Annotated in this window: 14 protein-coding genes and 1 pseudogene; 3 read left to right on the top strand and 12 right to left on the bottom strand. The window is 72.1% G+C overall.

The annotated features are described in order from the left end of the window. Positions 1–13: 13 nt before the first annotated feature. The 11 genes and pseudogenes from ACQEV8_RS36225 to ACQEV8_RS36175 all read right to left on the bottom strand — a co-directional run bounded on the left by ACQEV8_RS36225 (position 14) and on the right by ACQEV8_RS36175 (position 13,547). The gene (locus ACQEV8_RS36225; RefSeq protein WP_432969139.1) at positions 14–946 is read right to left on the bottom strand and encodes a S66 peptidase family protein; all 933 of its coding nucleotides are present in this window, start codon (positions 944–946) and stop codon (positions 14–16) included. Then, positions 943–2,933 (bottom strand): annotated as a pseudogene (locus ACQEV8_RS36220) (S9 family peptidase). Before ACQEV8_RS36220 ends, ACQEV8_RS36225 begins: the two are co-directional and overlap by 4 nt. 16 nt (positions 2,934–2,949) lie before the next feature. Beyond that, positions 2,950–4,263, bottom strand: a complete 1,314-nt coding sequence (locus ACQEV8_RS36215; RefSeq protein ID WP_432969136.1) for a M20/M25/M40 family metallo-hydrolase — start codon at positions 4,261–4,263, stop codon at positions 2,950–2,952. Beyond that, positions 4,256–5,089, bottom strand: a complete 834-nt coding sequence (locus ACQEV8_RS36210; RefSeq protein ID WP_432969133.1) for a M55 family metallopeptidase — start codon at positions 5,087–5,089, stop codon at positions 4,256–4,258. Before ACQEV8_RS36210 ends, ACQEV8_RS36215 begins: the two co-directional genes overlap by 8 nt. Before the next feature lie 71 nt (positions 5,090–5,160). After that, positions 5,161–6,258 (bottom strand): SGNH/GDSL hydrolase family protein, encoded by a 1,098-nt coding sequence (locus ACQEV8_RS36205; protein WP_432969130.1) that lies wholly within the window; start codon positions 6,256–6,258, stop codon positions 5,161–5,163. 54 nt (positions 6,259–6,312) lie between these two features. Next, a complete protein-coding gene (locus ACQEV8_RS36200; protein ID WP_432969127.1) occupies positions 6,313–6,726 on the bottom strand; it encodes an FtsX-like permease family protein in 414 nt (137 codons plus the stop codon). Continuing rightward, positions 6,723–7,013: a LuxR C-terminal-related transcriptional regulator gene (locus ACQEV8_RS36195; protein WP_432969124.1), complete on the bottom strand. Its 291-nt coding sequence runs from the start codon at positions 7,011–7,013 to the stop codon at positions 6,723–6,725. Before ACQEV8_RS36195 ends, ACQEV8_RS36200 begins: the two co-directional genes overlap by 4 nt. A 156-nt stretch (positions 7,014–7,169) precedes the next feature. After that, positions 7,170–7,895 (bottom strand): class I SAM-dependent methyltransferase, encoded by a 726-nt coding sequence (locus tag ACQEV8_RS36190; RefSeq protein ID WP_432969121.1) that lies wholly within the window; start codon positions 7,893–7,895, stop codon positions 7,170–7,172. Positions 7,896–7,984: 89 nt separating this feature from the next. Further along, entirely contained in the window at positions 7,985–10,405 is a 2,421-nt protein-coding gene (locus ACQEV8_RS36185) for a SpoIIE family protein phosphatase (RefSeq protein WP_432969118.1), read from the bottom strand. A 144-nt stretch (positions 10,406–10,549) separates the two neighbouring features. Next, complete coding sequence (locus tag ACQEV8_RS36180) at positions 10,550–12,940, bottom strand: MFS transporter (protein ID WP_432969115.1); 2,391 nt, start codon at positions 12,938–12,940, stop codon at positions 10,550–10,552. Between the two features lie 163 nt (positions 12,941–13,103). Beyond that, positions 13,104–13,547, bottom strand: a complete 444-nt coding sequence (locus ACQEV8_RS36175; RefSeq protein WP_432969112.1) for an SRPBCC family protein — start codon at positions 13,545–13,547, stop codon at positions 13,104–13,106. 165 nt (positions 13,548–13,712) lie between these two features. Here ACQEV8_RS36175 and ACQEV8_RS36170 point away from each other — a divergent pair, with 165 nt between their 5' ends. The 3 genes from ACQEV8_RS36170 (at position 13,713) to ACQEV8_RS36160 (ending at position 17,057) form a co-directional block, all read left to right on the top strand. Then, complete coding sequence (locus ACQEV8_RS36170) at positions 13,713–14,750, top strand: Rv2578c family radical SAM protein (protein ID WP_432969109.1); 1,038 nt, start codon at positions 13,713–13,715, stop codon at positions 14,748–14,750. A 136-nt stretch (positions 14,751–14,886) separates the two neighbouring features. Further along, positions 14,887–16,464: an alpha/beta hydrolase gene (locus ACQEV8_RS36165; RefSeq protein ID WP_432969105.1), complete on the top strand. Its 1,578-nt coding sequence runs from the start codon at positions 14,887–14,889 to the stop codon at positions 16,462–16,464. A 56-nt stretch (positions 16,465–16,520) separates the two neighbouring features. Then, the gene (locus tag ACQEV8_RS36160; protein WP_432969102.1) at positions 16,521–17,057 is read left to right on the top strand and encodes an N-acetyltransferase family protein; all 537 of its coding nucleotides are present in this window, start codon (positions 16,521–16,523) and stop codon (positions 17,055–17,057) included. 2 nt (positions 17,058–17,059) lie between these two features. Here the strand turns inward: ACQEV8_RS36160 and ACQEV8_RS36155 are convergent, their stop codons facing one another. Continuing rightward, positions 17,060–17,635, bottom strand: a complete 576-nt coding sequence (locus tag ACQEV8_RS36155) for an adenylosuccinate lyase (protein ID WP_432969099.1) — start codon at positions 17,633–17,635, stop codon at positions 17,060–17,062. Between the last annotated feature and the right edge of the window lie 127 nt (positions 17,636–17,762).

Below are 17,762 nucleotides of genomic sequence, written 5' to 3'. Positions count from 1 at the left end.
AGTAGCGGCATGTTCAGCTCAGGGCCGGTTCGTCGAACGTCAACGTGCCCGTCCCGGCGTCCAGTTCGGCCGCCATCCCCAGGGGCATCGTCAGCGCCCCCTCGCCGTGCCCGAACCCGAACTCCTCCACGACCGGGACACCGAGTCCGCCGAGCCGGTCTTCGAAGACCGCGCGCAGGTCCTCGTACGGACCGCACGTCGCCCAGGACCCGAGCACGATCCCGGCGACCCCGTCCAGCCAGCCGCCGCGCAGGAGTTGGGTCAGATACCGGTCCAGTCGGTACGGGCTCTCGCCGACGTCCTCGATCAGCAGCAGCCCGCCCCGGGCCCCCTTGTGGGCGTGCGGGGTGCCGAGGTCGCTCGCGAGCAGGCTCAGACAGCCGCCCAGCGTGACGCCCCGGGCTCGTCCGGGCACCAGCGCGTCGCCGCCCGGAGGCACGGCCGTGACTCTCCGCACGGACTCCGGCTCGAAGAGGGTCGCCCGCAGATGCTCCTGGGCCCGGGCGTTCTTGAGGAAGTCGACGCCGGCGACCCCGGGGCCGTACAGGGTGACCAGTCCGAGGCGGGTGGCGAAGGCCTGGTGCAGGACGGTGATGTCGCTGAACCCGGCGAAGATCTTCGGGCCCGCCGCCCGCATCGACGCCCAGTCGAGCAGGTCGACCATGCGCTGCGCCCCGTACCCGCCCCGGGCGCACAGCACCGCGGCGACGGACGGGTCGCACCAGGCGTCCCGCAGATCGGCGGCCCGCTCGGCGTCCGGGCCGGCCAGGTAGTCCAACGCGCGGTGCCTGCCGAGCACATGGGGCGCCACCACGGGGTCGAGGTCCCAGCCGCGCAGGATGTCGAGCCCGGCCTGGAGCCGCTCCTCGGGCACGGGCCCGCTCGGCGCGACGACGGCGACCCGGGCGCCGGGGCCGAGCCGGGGCGGTCGCGAGAGCTGGTTCACTCGGTGAGCTCCAGGGTGGGAATGCCGCGTGGATCGAGCCGGAACACCTGGGCGTACAAGGAGAGTTCGGCCTCCAGGGCGCGCACCATGGTCTCCGCCCGCCGGAACCCGTGTCCCTCCCCTCGAAGGCGAGATAGGCGTGCGGCACCCGCCGGCCCTCCAGCCGGGCCAGGAACCGCTCGCACTGGACGGGCGGGCAGATCGGGTCGTCCAGGCCCTGGAGCAGCAGGAACGGAACGCGGAGGCGGTCGGCGTGGGTGGCGGGCGAGCGCTCCGCGTACCGCGCGGGCACCTCGGCGAGCGGCCCGATCAGGCTCTCCAGGTACCGCGACTCGAAGTCGTGGGTCTCCCCCGTGCCCCAGCCGGTGAGGTCCAGGATCGGGTACTTGATCGTGCCGCAGGCGTAGACGTCGGTCGTGGTGAGGGAGGCGGCCGCGGTCCAGCCACCGGCGCTGCCGCCCCGGACGGCGAGCCGGTCGCGGTCGGCGGTGCCCTCGTCGGCGAGGGCCAGGGCCACGGCCGCGCAGTCCTCGACGTCCACCACGCCCCACTGCTCGCGCAGCCGCTCGCGGTAGGGGCGGCCGTATCCGGTGGAACCGCCGTAGTTCACCTCGGCGACGCCGATGCCGCGCGAGGTGAAGTAGGCGATCTCCAGGTCGAGCACGAGGGGTGCGCGGCCGGTGGGCCCGCCGTGCGCCCAGACGACGTACGGCGGCAGCTCGTCGTCGGGCGCGACGCAGGCGGGGTGGTGCGGCGGGTAGATGTGGGCGTGGATGTCGCGTCCGTCCGGGCCGGTGAACGTGCGGATCTGCGGCTCGGGGTAGTACGCGGGGTCCACGGCGTCGTCGTGCTCGGCGCCGATGACGCGGGCGTGGCCGCTGGCGGCGTCCAGTTCCACGACCTCGTAGGCGCTGCGCGGGCTGGCCCCGACGGCGACGATCCTCCCCCACCCTCCGGGCGCGGGGACCCCCATCTCGCTGCGCTCGCCGTGGGCCGCGAGGGTGGGCGCGAACTCGGTCCAGGGCCCGGCCGCGTCGACCACCTCGCCGGTCTCGGGGTCCAGGATGCCGAGGGCGGTGGCGCCCCGGCCGTGCACGACGGCGACCAGACCGTTGGCGAGCGGCGCGAACCACCGCATGCCGAGCTTCCACAGCGCCCCGCCGAACTCCTCCTCGCGCGGGCACACCGGCTCCCCGTCCAGGTGGAGGTTCCACCAGCCGCTGCGGTCGCTCGCGTGCAGGAGGCGGCCGTCGTGGGTCCAGTCGGCCTGGGCGATGGACTCGCCGGGCCCGCCGGCCACGGTCCGGGCGTCGTGCAGGGTGCCGTCGGGGCCGACGTCGGCGAGGATCAGTTCGGTGCCGTCCCACGGCATGCGCGGATGATCCCAGGCGAGCCAGGCGGCCCGCCGCCCGTCGGGCGAGAGCTTCGGGCCCGTCACGAAGCGGTGCCGGGCGTCGGTGAGTTCGCGTACGGCGCCCCGGTCCTGGGCGGCGGAGCCGTCCAGTGGGACGGCGGCCAGGACCCGGCGCACATCGGTGGGTCCGTCGCCGGTGAACTCCTCCAGCACGCACCACACTTCGCCCCGTCCGGGCATCGGCAGCGGCTCCGCCCAGCGCAGGCCCGCGCCCACGGGGGACACCGGTGTGAGGGGGCGGGGCTCCGCGCCCGGCTCGCACCGGTACAGCCGCTGGTCGGCGAAGTTCACGAACACCACCAGCGGACCGTCGTCGCCCGGGTGCGCGGCCCACGGGTGGCCGCCGTACTCGATGACCCGGCTGCGCACGTTCCACGGCGCCGGCAGTACCGCTTCCTCCGTGCCGTCGGCGTGCCGCCGCACCAGGGTGCGCCGGCCGCCCTCGGCGGGACGGGGCTCGGTCCACCACACCTCGTCGCCGACGAAGCCCACGTACTCCGGGTGCCCGTCGTGCGCGGCGGCCATGGCCGCGTCGATGGGCGAGGGCCACGCCCCGTACGCCAGTGTCCGCACGCTCTCCCCCACTCCCCTAGGCCGTCCGCAGGAACCGGTCGAGTACCCGCACACCGAAGTGCAGCGCCTCGACCGGGACCCGCTCGTCGACCCCGTGGAACATGGCCCCGTAGTCGTAGCCCTCGGGCAGCTTCAGCGGTGTGAAGCCGTAGCCGGTGATGCCGAGGCGCGAGAACTGCTTGGCGTCCGTGCCGCCGGACATGCAGTACGGCACGACGTGCCCCTCCGGGGCGAACTCCTCGACGGCGGCCCGCATCCGGGCGAACGTCGCCGAGTCCACGGGCGACTCCAGGGCGACCTCGCGGTGGTGGAACTCCCACTCCACGTCCGGCCCGGTGAGCCGGTCGAGGGTCTCGCGGAACTCGTCCTCGCCGCCGGGCAGATACCGGCCGTCCACCTGGGCCACGGCCTCCCCGGGGATCACGTTGACCTTGTAACCCGCGGTCAGCATCGTCGGGTTGGCGCTGTTGCGTACGGTCGACTCGACCAGCTTCGCGGCGGGGCCGAGCTTGTCGAGCAGCGCGTCGACGTCCGTCAGGTCGCTGTCGATGCCGTAGAGCGCGGCGAGTTCGGTGAGCGCCGCGCGTACGGTCGCGGTGGGCCGCGGGGGCCATTCGTGCTCGCCGATCCGGGTGATCGCGGCCGACAGCCGGGTCACCGCGTTGTCCCGGTTCACTTTGGAGCCGTGCCCGGCACGTCCGCGCGCGGTGAGCTTCAGCCAGGCGGTGCCGCGTTCCCCGGCCGCGATCGGGTAGATCTGCCGCCCGTTGCCGTCGTGGAAGGTGAAGGCGCCCGACTCGCTGATGCCCTCGGTGCAGCCCTCGAACAGGGCGGCGTGTTCGTCGGCGAGGAACCCGGAGCCGTCCTCGGCGCTGGCCTCCTCGTCCGCGGTGAACGCGATGACGATGTCCCGCCGGGGCCGTACGCCCTGCCGGGCCCAGGCGCGCAGCACGGCGAGGATCATCGCGTCCATGTTCTTCATGTCGACGGCGCCGCGCCCCCAGACGACGCCGTCGCGGACCTCCCCGGAGAACGGGTGCACGCTCCAGCCGGCGGCCTCGGCGGGTACGACGTCGAGATGGCCGTGGAGCAGCAGCGCGCCGGCTCCGGGGTCGGTGCCCTCGACGCGGGCGACGACGTTGGTCCGGCCCTTGGTGCGCTCCAGGAGCGTCGGCTCGATCCCGGCCTCGGCGAGCCGCGCGGCGGCGTACTCGGCGGCGGGCCGCTCCTGGCAGTCGCCGCCGCCCCGGTTGGTGGTGTCGATCCGGATCAGGTCGGACGTGTACGTCACGACCTCGTCCAGCGCCTGCCCGTCCACCTGCTCAGCCATACTGCTCCTCCACCGCGGCCGAGACGATCGTGGTGACCGCCTTGAAAGCGCGGATGCCCTCGTACATGGTCTCGCTCGTGTAAGCCACCTTCCGCTCCCCGATCCGGTCCACACCCGGCACGACGGTGGCGGACATCGCCAGGTGCTCCGCGTCGAACTCGACGGCGACGGTGAACGGGCCGCCGCGCACGGGTGCGTGACGCACCGCCAGCCCGGCGGCCTCCTTGGCCGCCGCACGGATGTCGGCGGCGGTCCGGGCGGGGGTGCGGCACACGGCCGCGTACCGCGACACATGGTCCTTCACCGCGACCTTGAGCGCCTCGGGCGCGTAGCCGAGCGCGTCCTCGCAGGCGATGTCGTCCCCGGTGACCAGCACGACCGGCACCCCGAACTCGGCGACGACATGAGCGTTGAGCAGCCCCTCGCTCGCCCGTACGTCGTTCAGCCACACGCCCGTGATCTGGTTCGCGAGGTAGGTGTGGGCGAGGACGCCCTCCATGCCGGCGCCCGCGTGGTAGCCGACGAACGCGATGCCGTCGACGTCGCCGTGCTGCACGCCCTCGACCATGGAGAGCGCCTTGTGCCGGCCGGTGAGCAGCTGGGCCCGTTCGTCCAGCTGCTCCAGCAGCAGATTGCGCATCGTCGCGTGCGCCTCGTTGATGATCACCTCGTCGGCGCCGCCGTCGTGGAAGCCGAGCACGGCGGCGTTGACATCGGAGGTGAACAGCGAGCGGCAGCGCTCCCACTGCGCGGCGCCCGGCACCACGTCGTCCGGCCAGGTGACCCCGGTGGCGCCCTCCATGTCGGCGCTGACGAGGATTCTCATGACGAGCCGTCCCGGATGGAGATCTTCATGGTTCGTCACGTTACGCGCTGCGGACAGAACCGGCTACGACGTCACCAGCGGATCGGCAGACCGGCGAGGAAAGAGGTGAGCCGGTCGGCGAGAAGCCGGTGGTCGCGGGCCGAGTAGTGCCAGTGGCAGCCCATGTGGTCCAGGCCCGTGTCGTCGAGCTTCCAGAAGCGGACCCGGCGGTCACCGGCGTCGGCTCGCCCCTGGACGACCTGCTCGACATGCCCGGCGAAGGGTCCGGCGCCGACGGCCAGCAGGGTGGTCCCGGGCCCGTAACGCGTCCGCAGCTTCTGGAGGAAGCCGCTGTAGGCGCTCCGGTACGCGGCGGCGAGGCTCTCGTCCGTCCAGGGCTCGCCCGGGTTGACCGGGGTCGAGAAGTCGTTGGTGCCGAGGTGGACCACCACGAGGCCCGGCCGCCAGGTGCCCGGGTTCTGCCAGACGTCGCCCGGTACGTTCAGCAGCGCGCGGTCGTAGAAGGTGCGGTAGTTCTCCCCCGGCGAGCCTCCGTTGTAGTTGCGCACCATGCCCCGGCCCGAGTACGCGTTGATCTGGTGGTCGGCGCGCAGCCGCCGGGCGGTGAGGGCGGCATAGCCCACGTCGGCGTTGGTGGTGCGGGCGACCTGCTCGCCGGTGCAGTCCCGGGAGGCCGAGAGGTTGCCGTAGCCCGCCGTGAGGGAGTCTCCGACGAACTCGATCTGGCGGCCGCGCGCGGTGGGCGGAGCCAGCACGGCACCGCCCGGCGCGGCGACGAAGCCGCCGAACGCGCTGGTGCTCCAGGGGGTGTCGTTGCGTTTGACGAGCCGTACGGTGTGCACTCCCTTGCGCAGGCCGTCGACCCAGTGGGTGGTCCTGCCCGGCGTGACGAGGGTCGCGACGGTGGCTCCGTCGACCTGGACGTCGTAGTCGGCGGCCGGGTCGTCGAGCACGATACCGACTCCGGTGCCTCTGATCCGGCCCTCGAAGTACACGCCGGGCCAGCTGTACCGGAGCACGTCCCCGCCGTCCTGGACCCGCCCGGCGGTGTGCACGCTCGCCGCAACGCCCTTCTCGTCCGGTGCGGCGGCGGTGGCCACGGCGGAGGTTCCGAGCAACAGCGTCGAGGTGGCGGACGCGACGAGCATCCGTGTCCAGGGCAACGGCATGACTGTCCTCCGGAAGACGGGATCAGGTGCACGGACGGAAGAGCGATGACCGGCTCACTGTGCGGTCCTCAGCAGGGTCGCCACCCGGGAGCCGCCCAGACAGCCCGCCACCACCGCTGCCGCCACGGCTCCCGCGGAGGCGGCGGCGAGCCCCAGCCACGGCCACAGCGACCAGCCGATGTCCAGGGAGAACAGCAGGGCGGGGGTGGCGACGGCGGTCACCCCGACGCCCATCAGCACGCCGAGAAGCGTCACCTGACCGGCGTACACACCGGTGAGCCAGGAACGGAACCGACGGTCGGCGCCCACGGCGGCCAGTGCCGACAGGTCCGGCCGCATCTCCTGGGTGGCGAGGCCCACGGTGAGGAAGGCCAGCGTGTTGCCGCCACGAGCATCAGCACCACCGCGCTGCCCAGCGTCGTGGCCCGCAGGACCTCGGCGGCGACCGGGCGACTTTCCGACCGTCATGTGCCACTTCTGCAACTCGCGTCTCGTTCGCCCATCGAACCTTTGGGTATTACCCCAAGGTCCGATAGCGCTTTCTGGTATCTCTGTGCTAGAAGGGACGGTTCCACCCGGGACTCGACGCCGAGCTTGCGCATCAGACTCGTCAGATGGGCCTTCACCGTCCGCTCCGCAATTTCGAGCCGTTGCGCGAGCCGCCGGTTCGAATCGCCTGTGACCAGCAGGGACAGAACCTCCAGTTCGCGACCGGTCAGTTCATGGAAGCTCGCTCTCCCGTGATCCGATCCCATGCGTTTCCCCCGATCGTGTCGCTCTTCTAATGTGTGGCACAGTGCCCCGTTGTGCCTCTGCGATCGGTGAATGGTAGTCAGTCGGAAAGAATTGATACACGGGTTGCACAAGCAGCTCGAAAACCAGCCACGAAGGAAGCTTGAAACAGATACTTGTTACTCCGTGCGCCGGGCCACCACCCACGTCGAGGGCAGCTCCACCCGGGCTCCGCCGGGTGCGTACTCCGTGGTGACGAGGGGCATCTCACCGTTCGCCACGACCGTGAGCCCGGCCGAGCGCAGATACTCGGGCACGGCGCCGTCGGAGACCTCGCCGGGTGCGATGCCGTGCCGGAACACCGGCGCGAGCTTGGGCGGCGGACCGTCGGGGCCACTCGCCAGGCCCATCAGCACCGGCTTGGCGGCCCCGGAGAGCTCCACCAGGAAGGCCCGGCCGCGGTCGCCGACCAGCGTGGCGATCCCGTCCACCAGCGACTGCCGGTCCTCCGGTTCGCACTGGTGCAGTACGCCCCGCATATAGACGTTGGTGTCGCCGAGCTCCGCGTGCAGGGTCTGCGTCTGGCTCTTGTCGGCCGCGTCCAGCTGCCGGTACGCGGCCTGCCCGGCCGGGTCGGCCCGCCGGGCGTGGTCGAGGGCCGCGGCCGACAGGTCGGCGCCCACGACCCGCGGGAAGCGGTCGGCGAGGTAGCGGGTCTGGGTTCCGTTGCCGCAGCCGAGGTCCACCATCGGCAGTGCCGGACAGGCCACATGAGGTTCGAACAGGGCGAGGTGCGGGCCGGCGGTCAGGACCGGCTCGGCGTCCCAGAACACCGCCCCCGGTTCGTCGGACGCCGCACGCCAGAACCCCTCCCACGCCTCCCGGTACCGACTCGTCACGCTCATGACCGACTCCCCAGGGTGCGAACGGATCCCGCCGTCCGGCGGGCGAGTACGGTGTACCGCGCGGCGGGGGCCACGACAAGCCTCTGGCGTCAGCGCCTGGGCAGCGTCAGTTCGAACCACACGGTCTTGCCCGTCTTGGTGCGGCTGGCACCCCACTCACGGGACAGCGTGCTGACGACCCGCAGACCGCGACCGGCATCGTCGAGAGAGCCGCTGCTCAGCAGCGTCGGCAGCTCGTGGTCGTCGTCGTCCACCTCGCACAGCAGGGTGTCGCCGCGGACGAGACGCAGTTCCACGGGGTGTGCGTGGGAGTGCCGTACGGCGTTGGTGACGAGTTCACTGACGATCAGCTCGGCGGACGCGACCAGCTTCGCCAGGCCCCAGTCATGCAGCTGCTCGCGGACCGCCGCGCGGGCCCGGCCGGCCTCGGCCGGGTCGAGGGCGAGCCGCCACTCGGCGACGTCGTCCGGCTCGATGCCGTTCAGCCGCGCCATCAGCAGAGCCACGTCGTCCTTGCGGCCGCCGCGTGTGTTGAGGGACCGGATGATGGTGTCGCAGGCGTCGTCCATGGACGCGGCGGGGTGGGCGGCCGACTCGCAGAGGGCCGCGAGGCCCACGCCGATGTCCTCGCCGCGCACCTCGACCAGCCCGTCGGTGCACATCACCAGCCGGTCGCCGGGTTCCACACGCATCCGTATCGCCTCGAAGGGCACTCCCCCGACGCCGATCGGCGCTCCCGTGGGCAGGTCCAGCAGTTGGCTGCGCCCGTCGCCGGCCCGGACCAGGACGGGAGGGATGTGCCCGGCGTTGGCGAGGTGCAGTTCGCTCGCGATCGGGTCGTAGACGGCGTACAGGCAGGTCGCGAGGTAGGTGTCGCCGAGGCGCTGGGCGAGGTCGTCGAGGTTGCGCAGCAACTGCGCGGGCGGCAGATCCAGGCCGGCCATGGTCTGCACGGCCGTCCGCAACTGGCCCATCATCGCGGCCGAGTTCAGACCGTGGCCCATGACGTCGCCGACGACGAACGCGGTACGCCCGCCGGGCAGCTTCACCGCGTCGAACCAGTCGCCGCCGACCCGCCCGAGCAGTGTGCCCGGCAGATAGCGGGTGGCGATGTCGCAGCCCGCCATGCGGGGCGGGATGTGCGGCAGCATGCTGTCCTGGAGCGTCTCGGCGACGTTCTCCTGGTACGTGTACATGCGCGCGTTGTCGAGCACGAGGCCCGCGCGGGCGGCGAGTTCGGCGCCGGTGACGCGGTCCATGTCGTCGAAGACAGGCCGCTCCGGGTGCCGCAGCAGGATCATGAAGCCCAGCACGACATGACGGGCCTTCAGGGGCACGACCAGCATGGATCGGCCCGTGATGAGCGGCCGGATGTCGCGCTTCTCGAACTGCGCGGCGATGGCATGGCCCATCTCCTCGCTGATGCGCGGCACGAGGACGGGTTCGCCGGAGGTCATGCACTGGAAGAACGGCGTGTGCGCGGGGAAGGGCATGGCCTCCCCGACCGGTACGACGTCGTCCCAGCGGCCGGGTTCGTCGGTGTGCTCCAGGGCGACCCGGTGCCACATGGTGGTCGTGTCGGGCACACCGTCCGGGAACCCCTCGCCGGCGACGACCTGTTCGCGCAGATACGTCCCGGCGACGTCGGTGAACCTGGGCACGACGGCCTTGCTGACCTCGATGATCGTGCGGGACAGGTCGAGGGAGGTGCCGATGCGGCCGCTGACCTCGTTGAGGAACTCCAGATGCTCGCGGACGGCCGCGTACTCGAGGCCTTCGCTGTCGTCGCGCAGTTCCTCCGGGACGGGCTCGCCGGCGGCCAGGGCCCGCGCCGCACGCTCCCGGCGTGCCTTGCGTTCGGCGCGCCGGGCCACACCCCAGTCGGGGGTGACGGGCACCCGGTCCTTCTGGCTGAACTCCAGGACGGGGTAGCCGAGTTCGAGGACCTGCGCGACGATGCGGGCGCTCTCGCCGACGCTCATGCTGGGCAGGATCTCGGGCAGTCGGCGGGCGAGATCCTCCGACCCGGGGAAGTCCGTGTGCTGGGCGAAGCCGGGCGCTGTCCGCTCCAGCGTCCCGTCGCCGGCGCGCAGCACGTCCGCGTCGGCGGCCAGTACGAGCAGCCGTTCCGGCCCGGGGCCGATCAGGGGGTAGGCCCACCACAGGACGTCGACCCGGTCGCGGCCGGGTGCGGTGAGCCGGGCGCGGCCCGCCGCCGGGTAGGAGAGGCCGCCGTCGAGGGACGATTCGAGGTCGGGCCCGAGACCGTCGTAGGCGGCGTGCGGGGTGGTGTCCTCCTCCTCGGGCAGGGCGCCCGAGACGGGGAGCAGATCGAGGGCGGTACGGCCGATCGCCTCGTCCTTGGGGACGCCGAACAGGCGCCGTGCGCCCCGGCTCCAGTGGGACACGAGGCCCTCGCGGTCGACCACGACGACGGCCAGGGGGACCCGGCCGGGCTCGGCGGGTTCCGTCGCCGTGCCCTGCTCAGCCTTGTCGGTGCCACGGTCCATGGCCCAGGCCCTCTCTCCCCACGGCTCCGCGAGATCCGCGCCGGCGTCACCACCGTACGGCGCCCGCCGGTCGCGATGTGAGGCAATGCGGGAATTGCTCGCGCGGGCCTCGCACCGGCGCACCACCCCGCACGCCGGTGCGTTTCAGTCCTCGTGTCCCAGCTGCAGATCCCGCTCGGTGCGGCCGCCTCCGGCCACCTGGAGGACGGTGGCGACGGGCGGGTATCCGGCGGCGATGACGGTGTACTCGCCGGAGGACAGGTCGACGAAGCGGAACGTACCGTCGGGCCCGGTCGTGAGGGTGTCGACGACGTTGCCCGCCACGTCCAGCAGGGTCACCCGGGCGTCCTCCACGGGCCGGCCGCCGCCCGCCCGGACGGTGCCGCGCAGGACGGCGCCGCCGGCCAGTTCGATGTCCCGGCGGGTCTCGCGATCGGCCTGGACGGTGACGAGCAGCGCGGCCGGACGGAAGGCGGGGGCGCCGGCGGCGAGGGTGTACTCCCCGGCGACCAGTTCGGTGATGACGTAGCCGCCTTCCCGGCCGCTGCGGGTGGTGGCCACGACCGCGCCGTGCGCGTTGGTGAGCGTGACGGTGGCGTCCCGCACGGGGGTGCCGTCGGCGGTGACGACGCTGCCGGCGAGGTTCCCGGCGCCGCCGAGGACGATGTCCAGTTCGACGGGGCGTTCGCCCACGGTCACGGAGACCGCCTGCGGCTGGTGGCCACCCGCGGCGGCGATCAGCACATAGGCACCGGGCCCCGGGGTGGGCAGTGCGTAGCGCCCGTCCTCGCCGCTCGCGCCGCGCCCGGTCTGCTGGCCGGTGACGTCGATGAGCGTGAGCGCGGCGCGGGGCACGATGGTCCCGTCGTGGTGCTGCACCGAGCCGCAGACGGGCATTCCGGCCGCGTGCGGTGTGCGCGCCTGCGGGATCGCGGCGTTCCCCGGCGCCGTGTCCGGGTCGGTGGCGGAGGCGTAGTGGGACACCAGTGGTTTCTCCTTGAGGAAGAAGGCGATGACCAGTCCGAGGACGAGCACCGGCACCAGGTAGAGGAAGATCCGCGGCATGGCGTCGGCGTACGCCCGGATGTAGCCGTCGCGCAGTGCCGGAGGCAGCGTGTGCACGAGCTGCGGGGTGATGGACTCGGGCTCGGGCAGCCGGTCGCCCGCGCGCGCGGGGAGGCTTTCGGCCAGCGCGTCGGCGAGCCGGCCGGCGAAGAGCGTGCCGAAGACGGCGGCTCCCACGCTGCCGCCGATCTGCCGGAAGTAGTTGTTGGCGCTGGTGGCGGTGCCCAGGTCGGCGGGGCGCGCCGAGTTCTGCACGGCGAGGATCAGGACCGGCATCACCATGCCGATGCCGGCGCCGAGGACGGCCATCCAGATGCTGTAGTGCAGCCGGGGCGTGCCGGCGTCGAGGCGGGAGAGCAGCCACATGCCGGCGACGGAGAGGGCGCCGCCGAGGATCGGGTAGGCCTTGTAGCGGCCGGTGTGGCTGATGAGCTGGCCGACGATGATCGAGGCGCCGACGATGCCGCCCGTCATCGGCAGCATGAGCAGGCCCGACTCGGTGGCGGAGGCCCCGTCGACCATCTGCAGCCAGGTCGGCAGGTAGCTGGCGGCGCCGAACAGTCCGGCTCCGATCACCAGGCCGACGAGGCCGGTGACGTTGAAGACGGAGTCCTTGAACAGCCGCAGCGGGATGAGGGGTTCGACGGCGAAGCGCTCGACGACGAGGAAGAGCACGGTCGCCGCGGCCGCTCCGGCGCCGAGGCCGAGGATCATGCGCGAGTCCCAGGCGTACTCGGCGCCGCCCCAGCTGGTCAGCAGCACAAGGCAGGTGGAGGCGGCGGTCAGCAGCAGCGCGCCGAGGACGTCCAGCCGGGCCCTGACGGCCGGCTTCGGGAGCTTCAGCGCGACGGCGACGACGGCGAGGGCGACCAGGCCGAAGGGCACGTTGACGTAGAAGCACCAGCGCCAGGAGAGCTGGTCCGTGAAGTAGCCGCCGAGCAGCGGTCCGGCCACGGAGGCGAGGCCGAACGCGGCGCCGATCAGGCCCATGTAGCGGGCGCGCCGCCGGGGCGGCACGATGTCCGCGATGATCGCCTGGACCCCGATCATGAGGCCGCCCGCACCGACGCCCTGGAGGGCGCGGAAGGCGATGAGCTGGTCCATGGTCTGCGCGCGGCCCGCGAGCGCGGAGCCGGCGACGAAGACGACGATGGCGAACTGGAAGACGCCCTTGCGGCCCAGCAGATCGCCGAGCTTGCCGTAGATCGGCAGTCCGACGGTGGCGGTGAGCAGATAGGCGGTGATCGTCCAGGACATCCGGTCCAGGCCGTGCAGCTCGCCGACGATCTTCGGGAGCGCGGTGGCGACGATCATCTGCTCCAGGGCGGCCAGGAGCAGGGCCAGCATGAGCGCGAGGAAGATCAACCGGACCCGGCGAGGGCTCAGTTCGGTGACCGGGGCCGGTGGTGGGGCCGGGGTGTCGGGTGGCGCCACCACCGGTTCGTCCTGCGCCAGAGTGATTCCGCCCACCTACCGCTCCCCTCGTCGCGCTGCCGCACAATTCCCGCGTAAAAGCGACAACTATGAGCAAGCACGACGAGTTACGGCATGCGGCGGGTCCGCCCGGAGATCACCCGAACCGGTGAGGGGCCACAACGGCCCCCACCGGGTTGGATCTTGAGGGTGCGGGCGGCTACTTCTCGACCTCGCCGGCGAGCTTGGCGAGCATCGCGTCGTAGATCCGGCCGAGGCCCTTGGGGGCGAAGGTCTTCTCGAAGAAGCCGCCGATGCCGCCGGCGCCGGTCCAGGTGGTGGTCACGACGACCCGGGACCTGCCCTCACCGGCCGGGGTGACCCGCCAGGTGGTGACCATGGAGGAGTTGCGGTCCTTCTCGACCAGCTCACCGTCGTTGGGTTCGCCGACCTCCAGGAGGCAGTCGCGCACGCGCTTGCTGGTGGCCTGGAGCTTCCAGTGGACGAGGGTGCCCTCGCCGTCGCCGCCCTCGCGCACCTCGTACTCGCTGAAGTGCTCGGGCAGCAGCTTCTCGCGCGTCCCGCTGTAGTCGGCGAGGGCGTCGAACACCGTCTCCGCGTCCGCCGCGACGATCCGCTCCGTAGTGGCCTCGACCTGCGCCATCAGGTTCCTCCAGTGATTTCTCGGGGGTCGGGGCAAGCCAACCACCCCGCCACCCGGCCCCCAAATCGGGGCCCCCGAACCCGGTCGAACACGTTCGCAGAACACCCTCGCACGATCAAGGGAACATGTGTTCTATTCTGTGGGCAGTGCTACCGAGGAGGCGTCATGCGCTGGGAGAACCTCACAACGGACTCCGAACACAGCCGGGCCGACTCCGCGCTGTTCGGCGCGGACGCGGTGACGACCCGCACCATCGACACGCCGGAGTTCGCGGGCATCACCTTCCACGAGATCCGGGCCCGCTCGATCATCAACCGGGTGCCGGCGGTCTCGCGGATGTCGTTCCAGTGGACGGTCAACCCCTATCGCGGCTGCTCGCACGCGTGCGTGTACTGCTTCGCCCGCAAGACCCACAGCTACCTGGACCTCGACACGGGCCTCGGCTTCGACACCCAGATCGTGGTCAAGGTCAACGCGCCCGAGCTGCTGCGCCGGCAGCTCGGCTCGCGGCGCTGGCAGGGCGAGCACATCGCGATGGGCACGAACGTCGACTGCTACCAGCGCGCCGAGGGCCGCTACCGCCTGATGCCGGGCATCATCTCGGCCCTGCGCGATCACGCGAACCCCTTCTCGATCCTGACCAAGGGCACGCTGATCCTGCGCGACCTCGACCTGCTCAAGCAGGCCGCGGAGGTGACCGACGTCGGCATCTCCGTCTCGGTCGGCTTCACCGACCCCGAGCTGTGGCGCACCGTCGAGCCGGGCACGCCCGCGCCGGAGCGGCGCCTGGACGTCGTACGGACCCTGGGCGAGCACGGCATCGGCTGCGGTGTGCTGATGGCGCCGGTGATCCCGTTCCTGGGCGACCGGCCGGCCCAACTGCGGGCCACCGTGCGGGCGATCGCGGCCGCCGGCGCCACGTCCGTCACCCCGCTGGTGCTGCATCTGCGGCCCGGCGCCCGCGAGTGGTTCATGGCCTGGCTGGGGCAGCACCATCCGCATCTGGTGGCCCGGTACGAGCGGCTGTACGCGGAGGGCTCCTACGCCCCGAAGTGGTACCAGCGCCGGATCACCCGTCAGGTCCACGAGCTGGCGGAGGAGTACGGCATCGGGCCCACGCGCGCGGACCTGCCGCGTGGGATCCGGCCGCACGGACCGGCCGAGCCGCCGACGTCCGAACCCACCCAACTGTCGCTCATATAGGAGCGTTCGAGCGCATCTCGCGACCCAATCGGGTCAAGTCTTGACAGAACACGTTCTTCCGGAGCCGCTTGCCGGGACGAATCGGCGATGACCGTGAACTCCGCGGTCCGACGCCTCTCCGCCCTGGAAGGACGCCATGAGAACACGCGCAGCCGTGCTGTGCGGCGCTGCCGTCGTGCTGGCCGGGAGCATCGCGGCCGTGCCCGCCGAGGCGAGCGCACCGCACTCGGCGGAAACCTTTCGCGCTGCGAAACCCGCCTGGAAGAAGTGCGGCACCACCGACTATCCGATGCTCCAGTGCGCGTCCGCCAAGGTGCCGCTCGACCACGCGAACCCGCGCGGTCCGCGGATCTCCCTCGCGCTGTCGCGCGTCCCGCACACCGCCGAGCGGTTCCAGGGCCCGCTGCTGGTCAACCCCGGCGGCCCCGGCGGCGACGGTCTGACGCTGGCCGGTTTCGTGGCCACCTCGCTGCCCAAGGAGGTCGCGGCCCAGTACGACATCATCGGCTTCGACCCGCGCGGAGTGGGCGAGAGCAGGCCCGCGCTGGACTGCGAGCCCGGCTACTTCGGCCCGGTGCGCCCGGACTCCGTGCCGAGCACGCCCGAGGCCGAGCGGGCCAACCTCGCCCGCGCCAAGTCCTTCGCCGTCGCCTGCACCGAGAAGTACGGGCACCTGCTGCCGCACATCAACACGGTCAGCGCCGCGCACGACATCGAGGCGATCCGCCAGGCACTGGGCGCGCGCAAGATCAGCTACTTCGGCTACTCGTACGGCACCTATCTGGGCGCGGTCTACGGGCGGCTGTACCCGCAACACGTCCGGCGCATGGTCCTCGACTCGATCGTCGACCCCACCGACGTCTGGTACACCGCCAACCTGAACCAGGACCACGCCTTCAACGACCGCCACCGCGCCTTCATGGCCTGGGTCGCCAGGCACGACGAGCGGTACCGGCTCGGCACCGACCCGGAGAAGATCGAAGCCGCGTGGTACGCGATGCGGGCGGCGCTGGCCAAGGACCCGGCGGGCGGCAGGGTGGGCGCCGCGGAGCTGGAGGACACCTTCGTCCCGGGCGCCTACTACAACGGCTACTGGCCTTATCTGGCGGAGGCGTTCGCGGCCTACGTGAACCGCAAGACCACCGCCCCGCTGGTCGAGGTGTACAAGAACTTCGGCGCGACCGACGCCGCCGACGACAACAGCTACAGCATCTACACCTCCGTGCAGTGCCGGGACGCCTTCTGGCCGCGTGACTGGCACCAGTGGCGCAAGGACAACTGGGCGGCGTACGAGAAGGCGCCGTTCATGACCTGGAACAACGCCTGGTACAACGCACCGTGCGCGTTCTGGCCGACCGACGGGGCGCGTCCGGTGAGCATCGCCAACGGTCAGCTGCCTCCCGCCCTGCTCTTCCAGGCGACGAACGACGCGGCCACTCCCTACGAGGGTGGCGTCACCGTCCATGACCTGCTGGCCCGCTCCAGCCTGGTGGTCGAGCAGGGCGGCGGCAACCACGGCATCACGCTGAGCGGGAACGCCTGCCTGGACAAGTACCTGGCGGCCTATCTGTCCGACGGCACCGTGCCGCGTGGCATCGGCACACGGGACGCGACGTGCGACGCCCTCCAGGACCCCGAGCCACTGACATCGAAGACGGCATCGATGTCCGCACGAGGCTCAACACTCCACCGCCTGCTCGGCTTCCGCAGCTGAGCCCCTGGCCGTCAGCGGGGGCGGGCACTGTCGGACCCGTGGTCCACTATGGCTCCATGAGTGAGCTGAAGGGGCTTCGGGTCCGGGAGATGGCGCTCGCCGACTGCGACCGTGTCGCGGAGATCCGCGTACGCGGCTGGCAGAGCGCGTACCGCGGGCTGATCCCGCAGGCGTATCTGGACGGCCTGAGCGCCGCCGAGGACGCGGAGCGCCGCCGTACGTACTTCGCGCAGGCCGGCGACGGCGTGGTGAACCTGGTCGCCGAGGACACCGGCGGCGAGCTCGTGGGCTGGGCCTGCCACGGACCGTACCGGGACGGCGAAGTCCGTACGCCGGACGCCGAGTTGTACGCCGTCTATGTCCACCCGGAGCACCTGGGACGCGGCGTGGGGCGGGCGCTGCTCGGGGAGTCGGTCGAGCGCTGTACCCGCGCGGGACACGGCCGTCTGCTCCTGTGGGTCCTCAAGGAGAACGGCCGGGCCCGCCATTTCTACGAACGGGCCGGCTTCGACGCGGACGGCGCCGAGGAGCCCTTCGAGGTGGAGGGCACCCCCGTCCCCGAGGTGCGCTACGCCAGAGCGCTCCCCCGCTGACCTCACCGCTGCTTCGGAATCCTCCCCAGCGCACGCACCGCCGCCTCGGCGAGCACCGGATGGGCGAGGGCCTCGTCCAGGACAGGCCTGGCCCGGGCGTCGCCGAGCGTGCCGAGTCCGTCCACACAGGCGAGGGCCACCCGACGGTAGGGGTCGTGCGGCCGCAGCCGCCGCCGCAGGGTGGTGATCAGCGCGGGCACGGCCTCCGGGGCGCGCAGCTCGACCAGGAGCCGTACGGGGTGGAGCGCGTAGGCGACGCGGAGTTCGTTCGTCGCGAGGGCGGCGGCCGCGCGGGCGGTGCGCGGGTCGCCGAGGCGGGCGAGGGCGTAGGCGGCGGAGGCGCAGCGCGGCGGGTCACGGTGGTTCAGCAGCAGCACCAGGGCCTCGAAGGCCCGCCGGTCCCGCGCGAGCCCGAGCCGGAACGCGGCCAGCTCCCTCGCCCACAGCTGCTGCCCGGGTTCCGTCAGCACACCTGCCAGGGCGTCGACGTCCTCGGTCGCCACGAGCCGCTCGAACGCGGGCGCCGCCCCCGACTCCTGCCGTAAGCGCAGCGTGAGTGATCGCAACTCTTCGTCCATGACTGAGAGGTTAGAGGCGTCCCGAGCCGCGCGGGACGTACATCACAAAGACGAGGGCTGGCGCGCTCGTTACCCGCCAGTTAAGCTCAGACGAGCGAGTTACCCACTCGCTTTTCCTCTCGGCGGT

This window comes from Streptomyces sp. CA-179760 (assembly GCF_050937045.1).
Taxonomy (GTDB): Bacteria; Actinomycetota; Actinomycetes; order Streptomycetales; family Streptomycetaceae; genus Streptomyces.
Note: the sequence above shows the minus strand (reverse complement) of the source record. Positions and strands in the feature narration are given on the sequence as shown.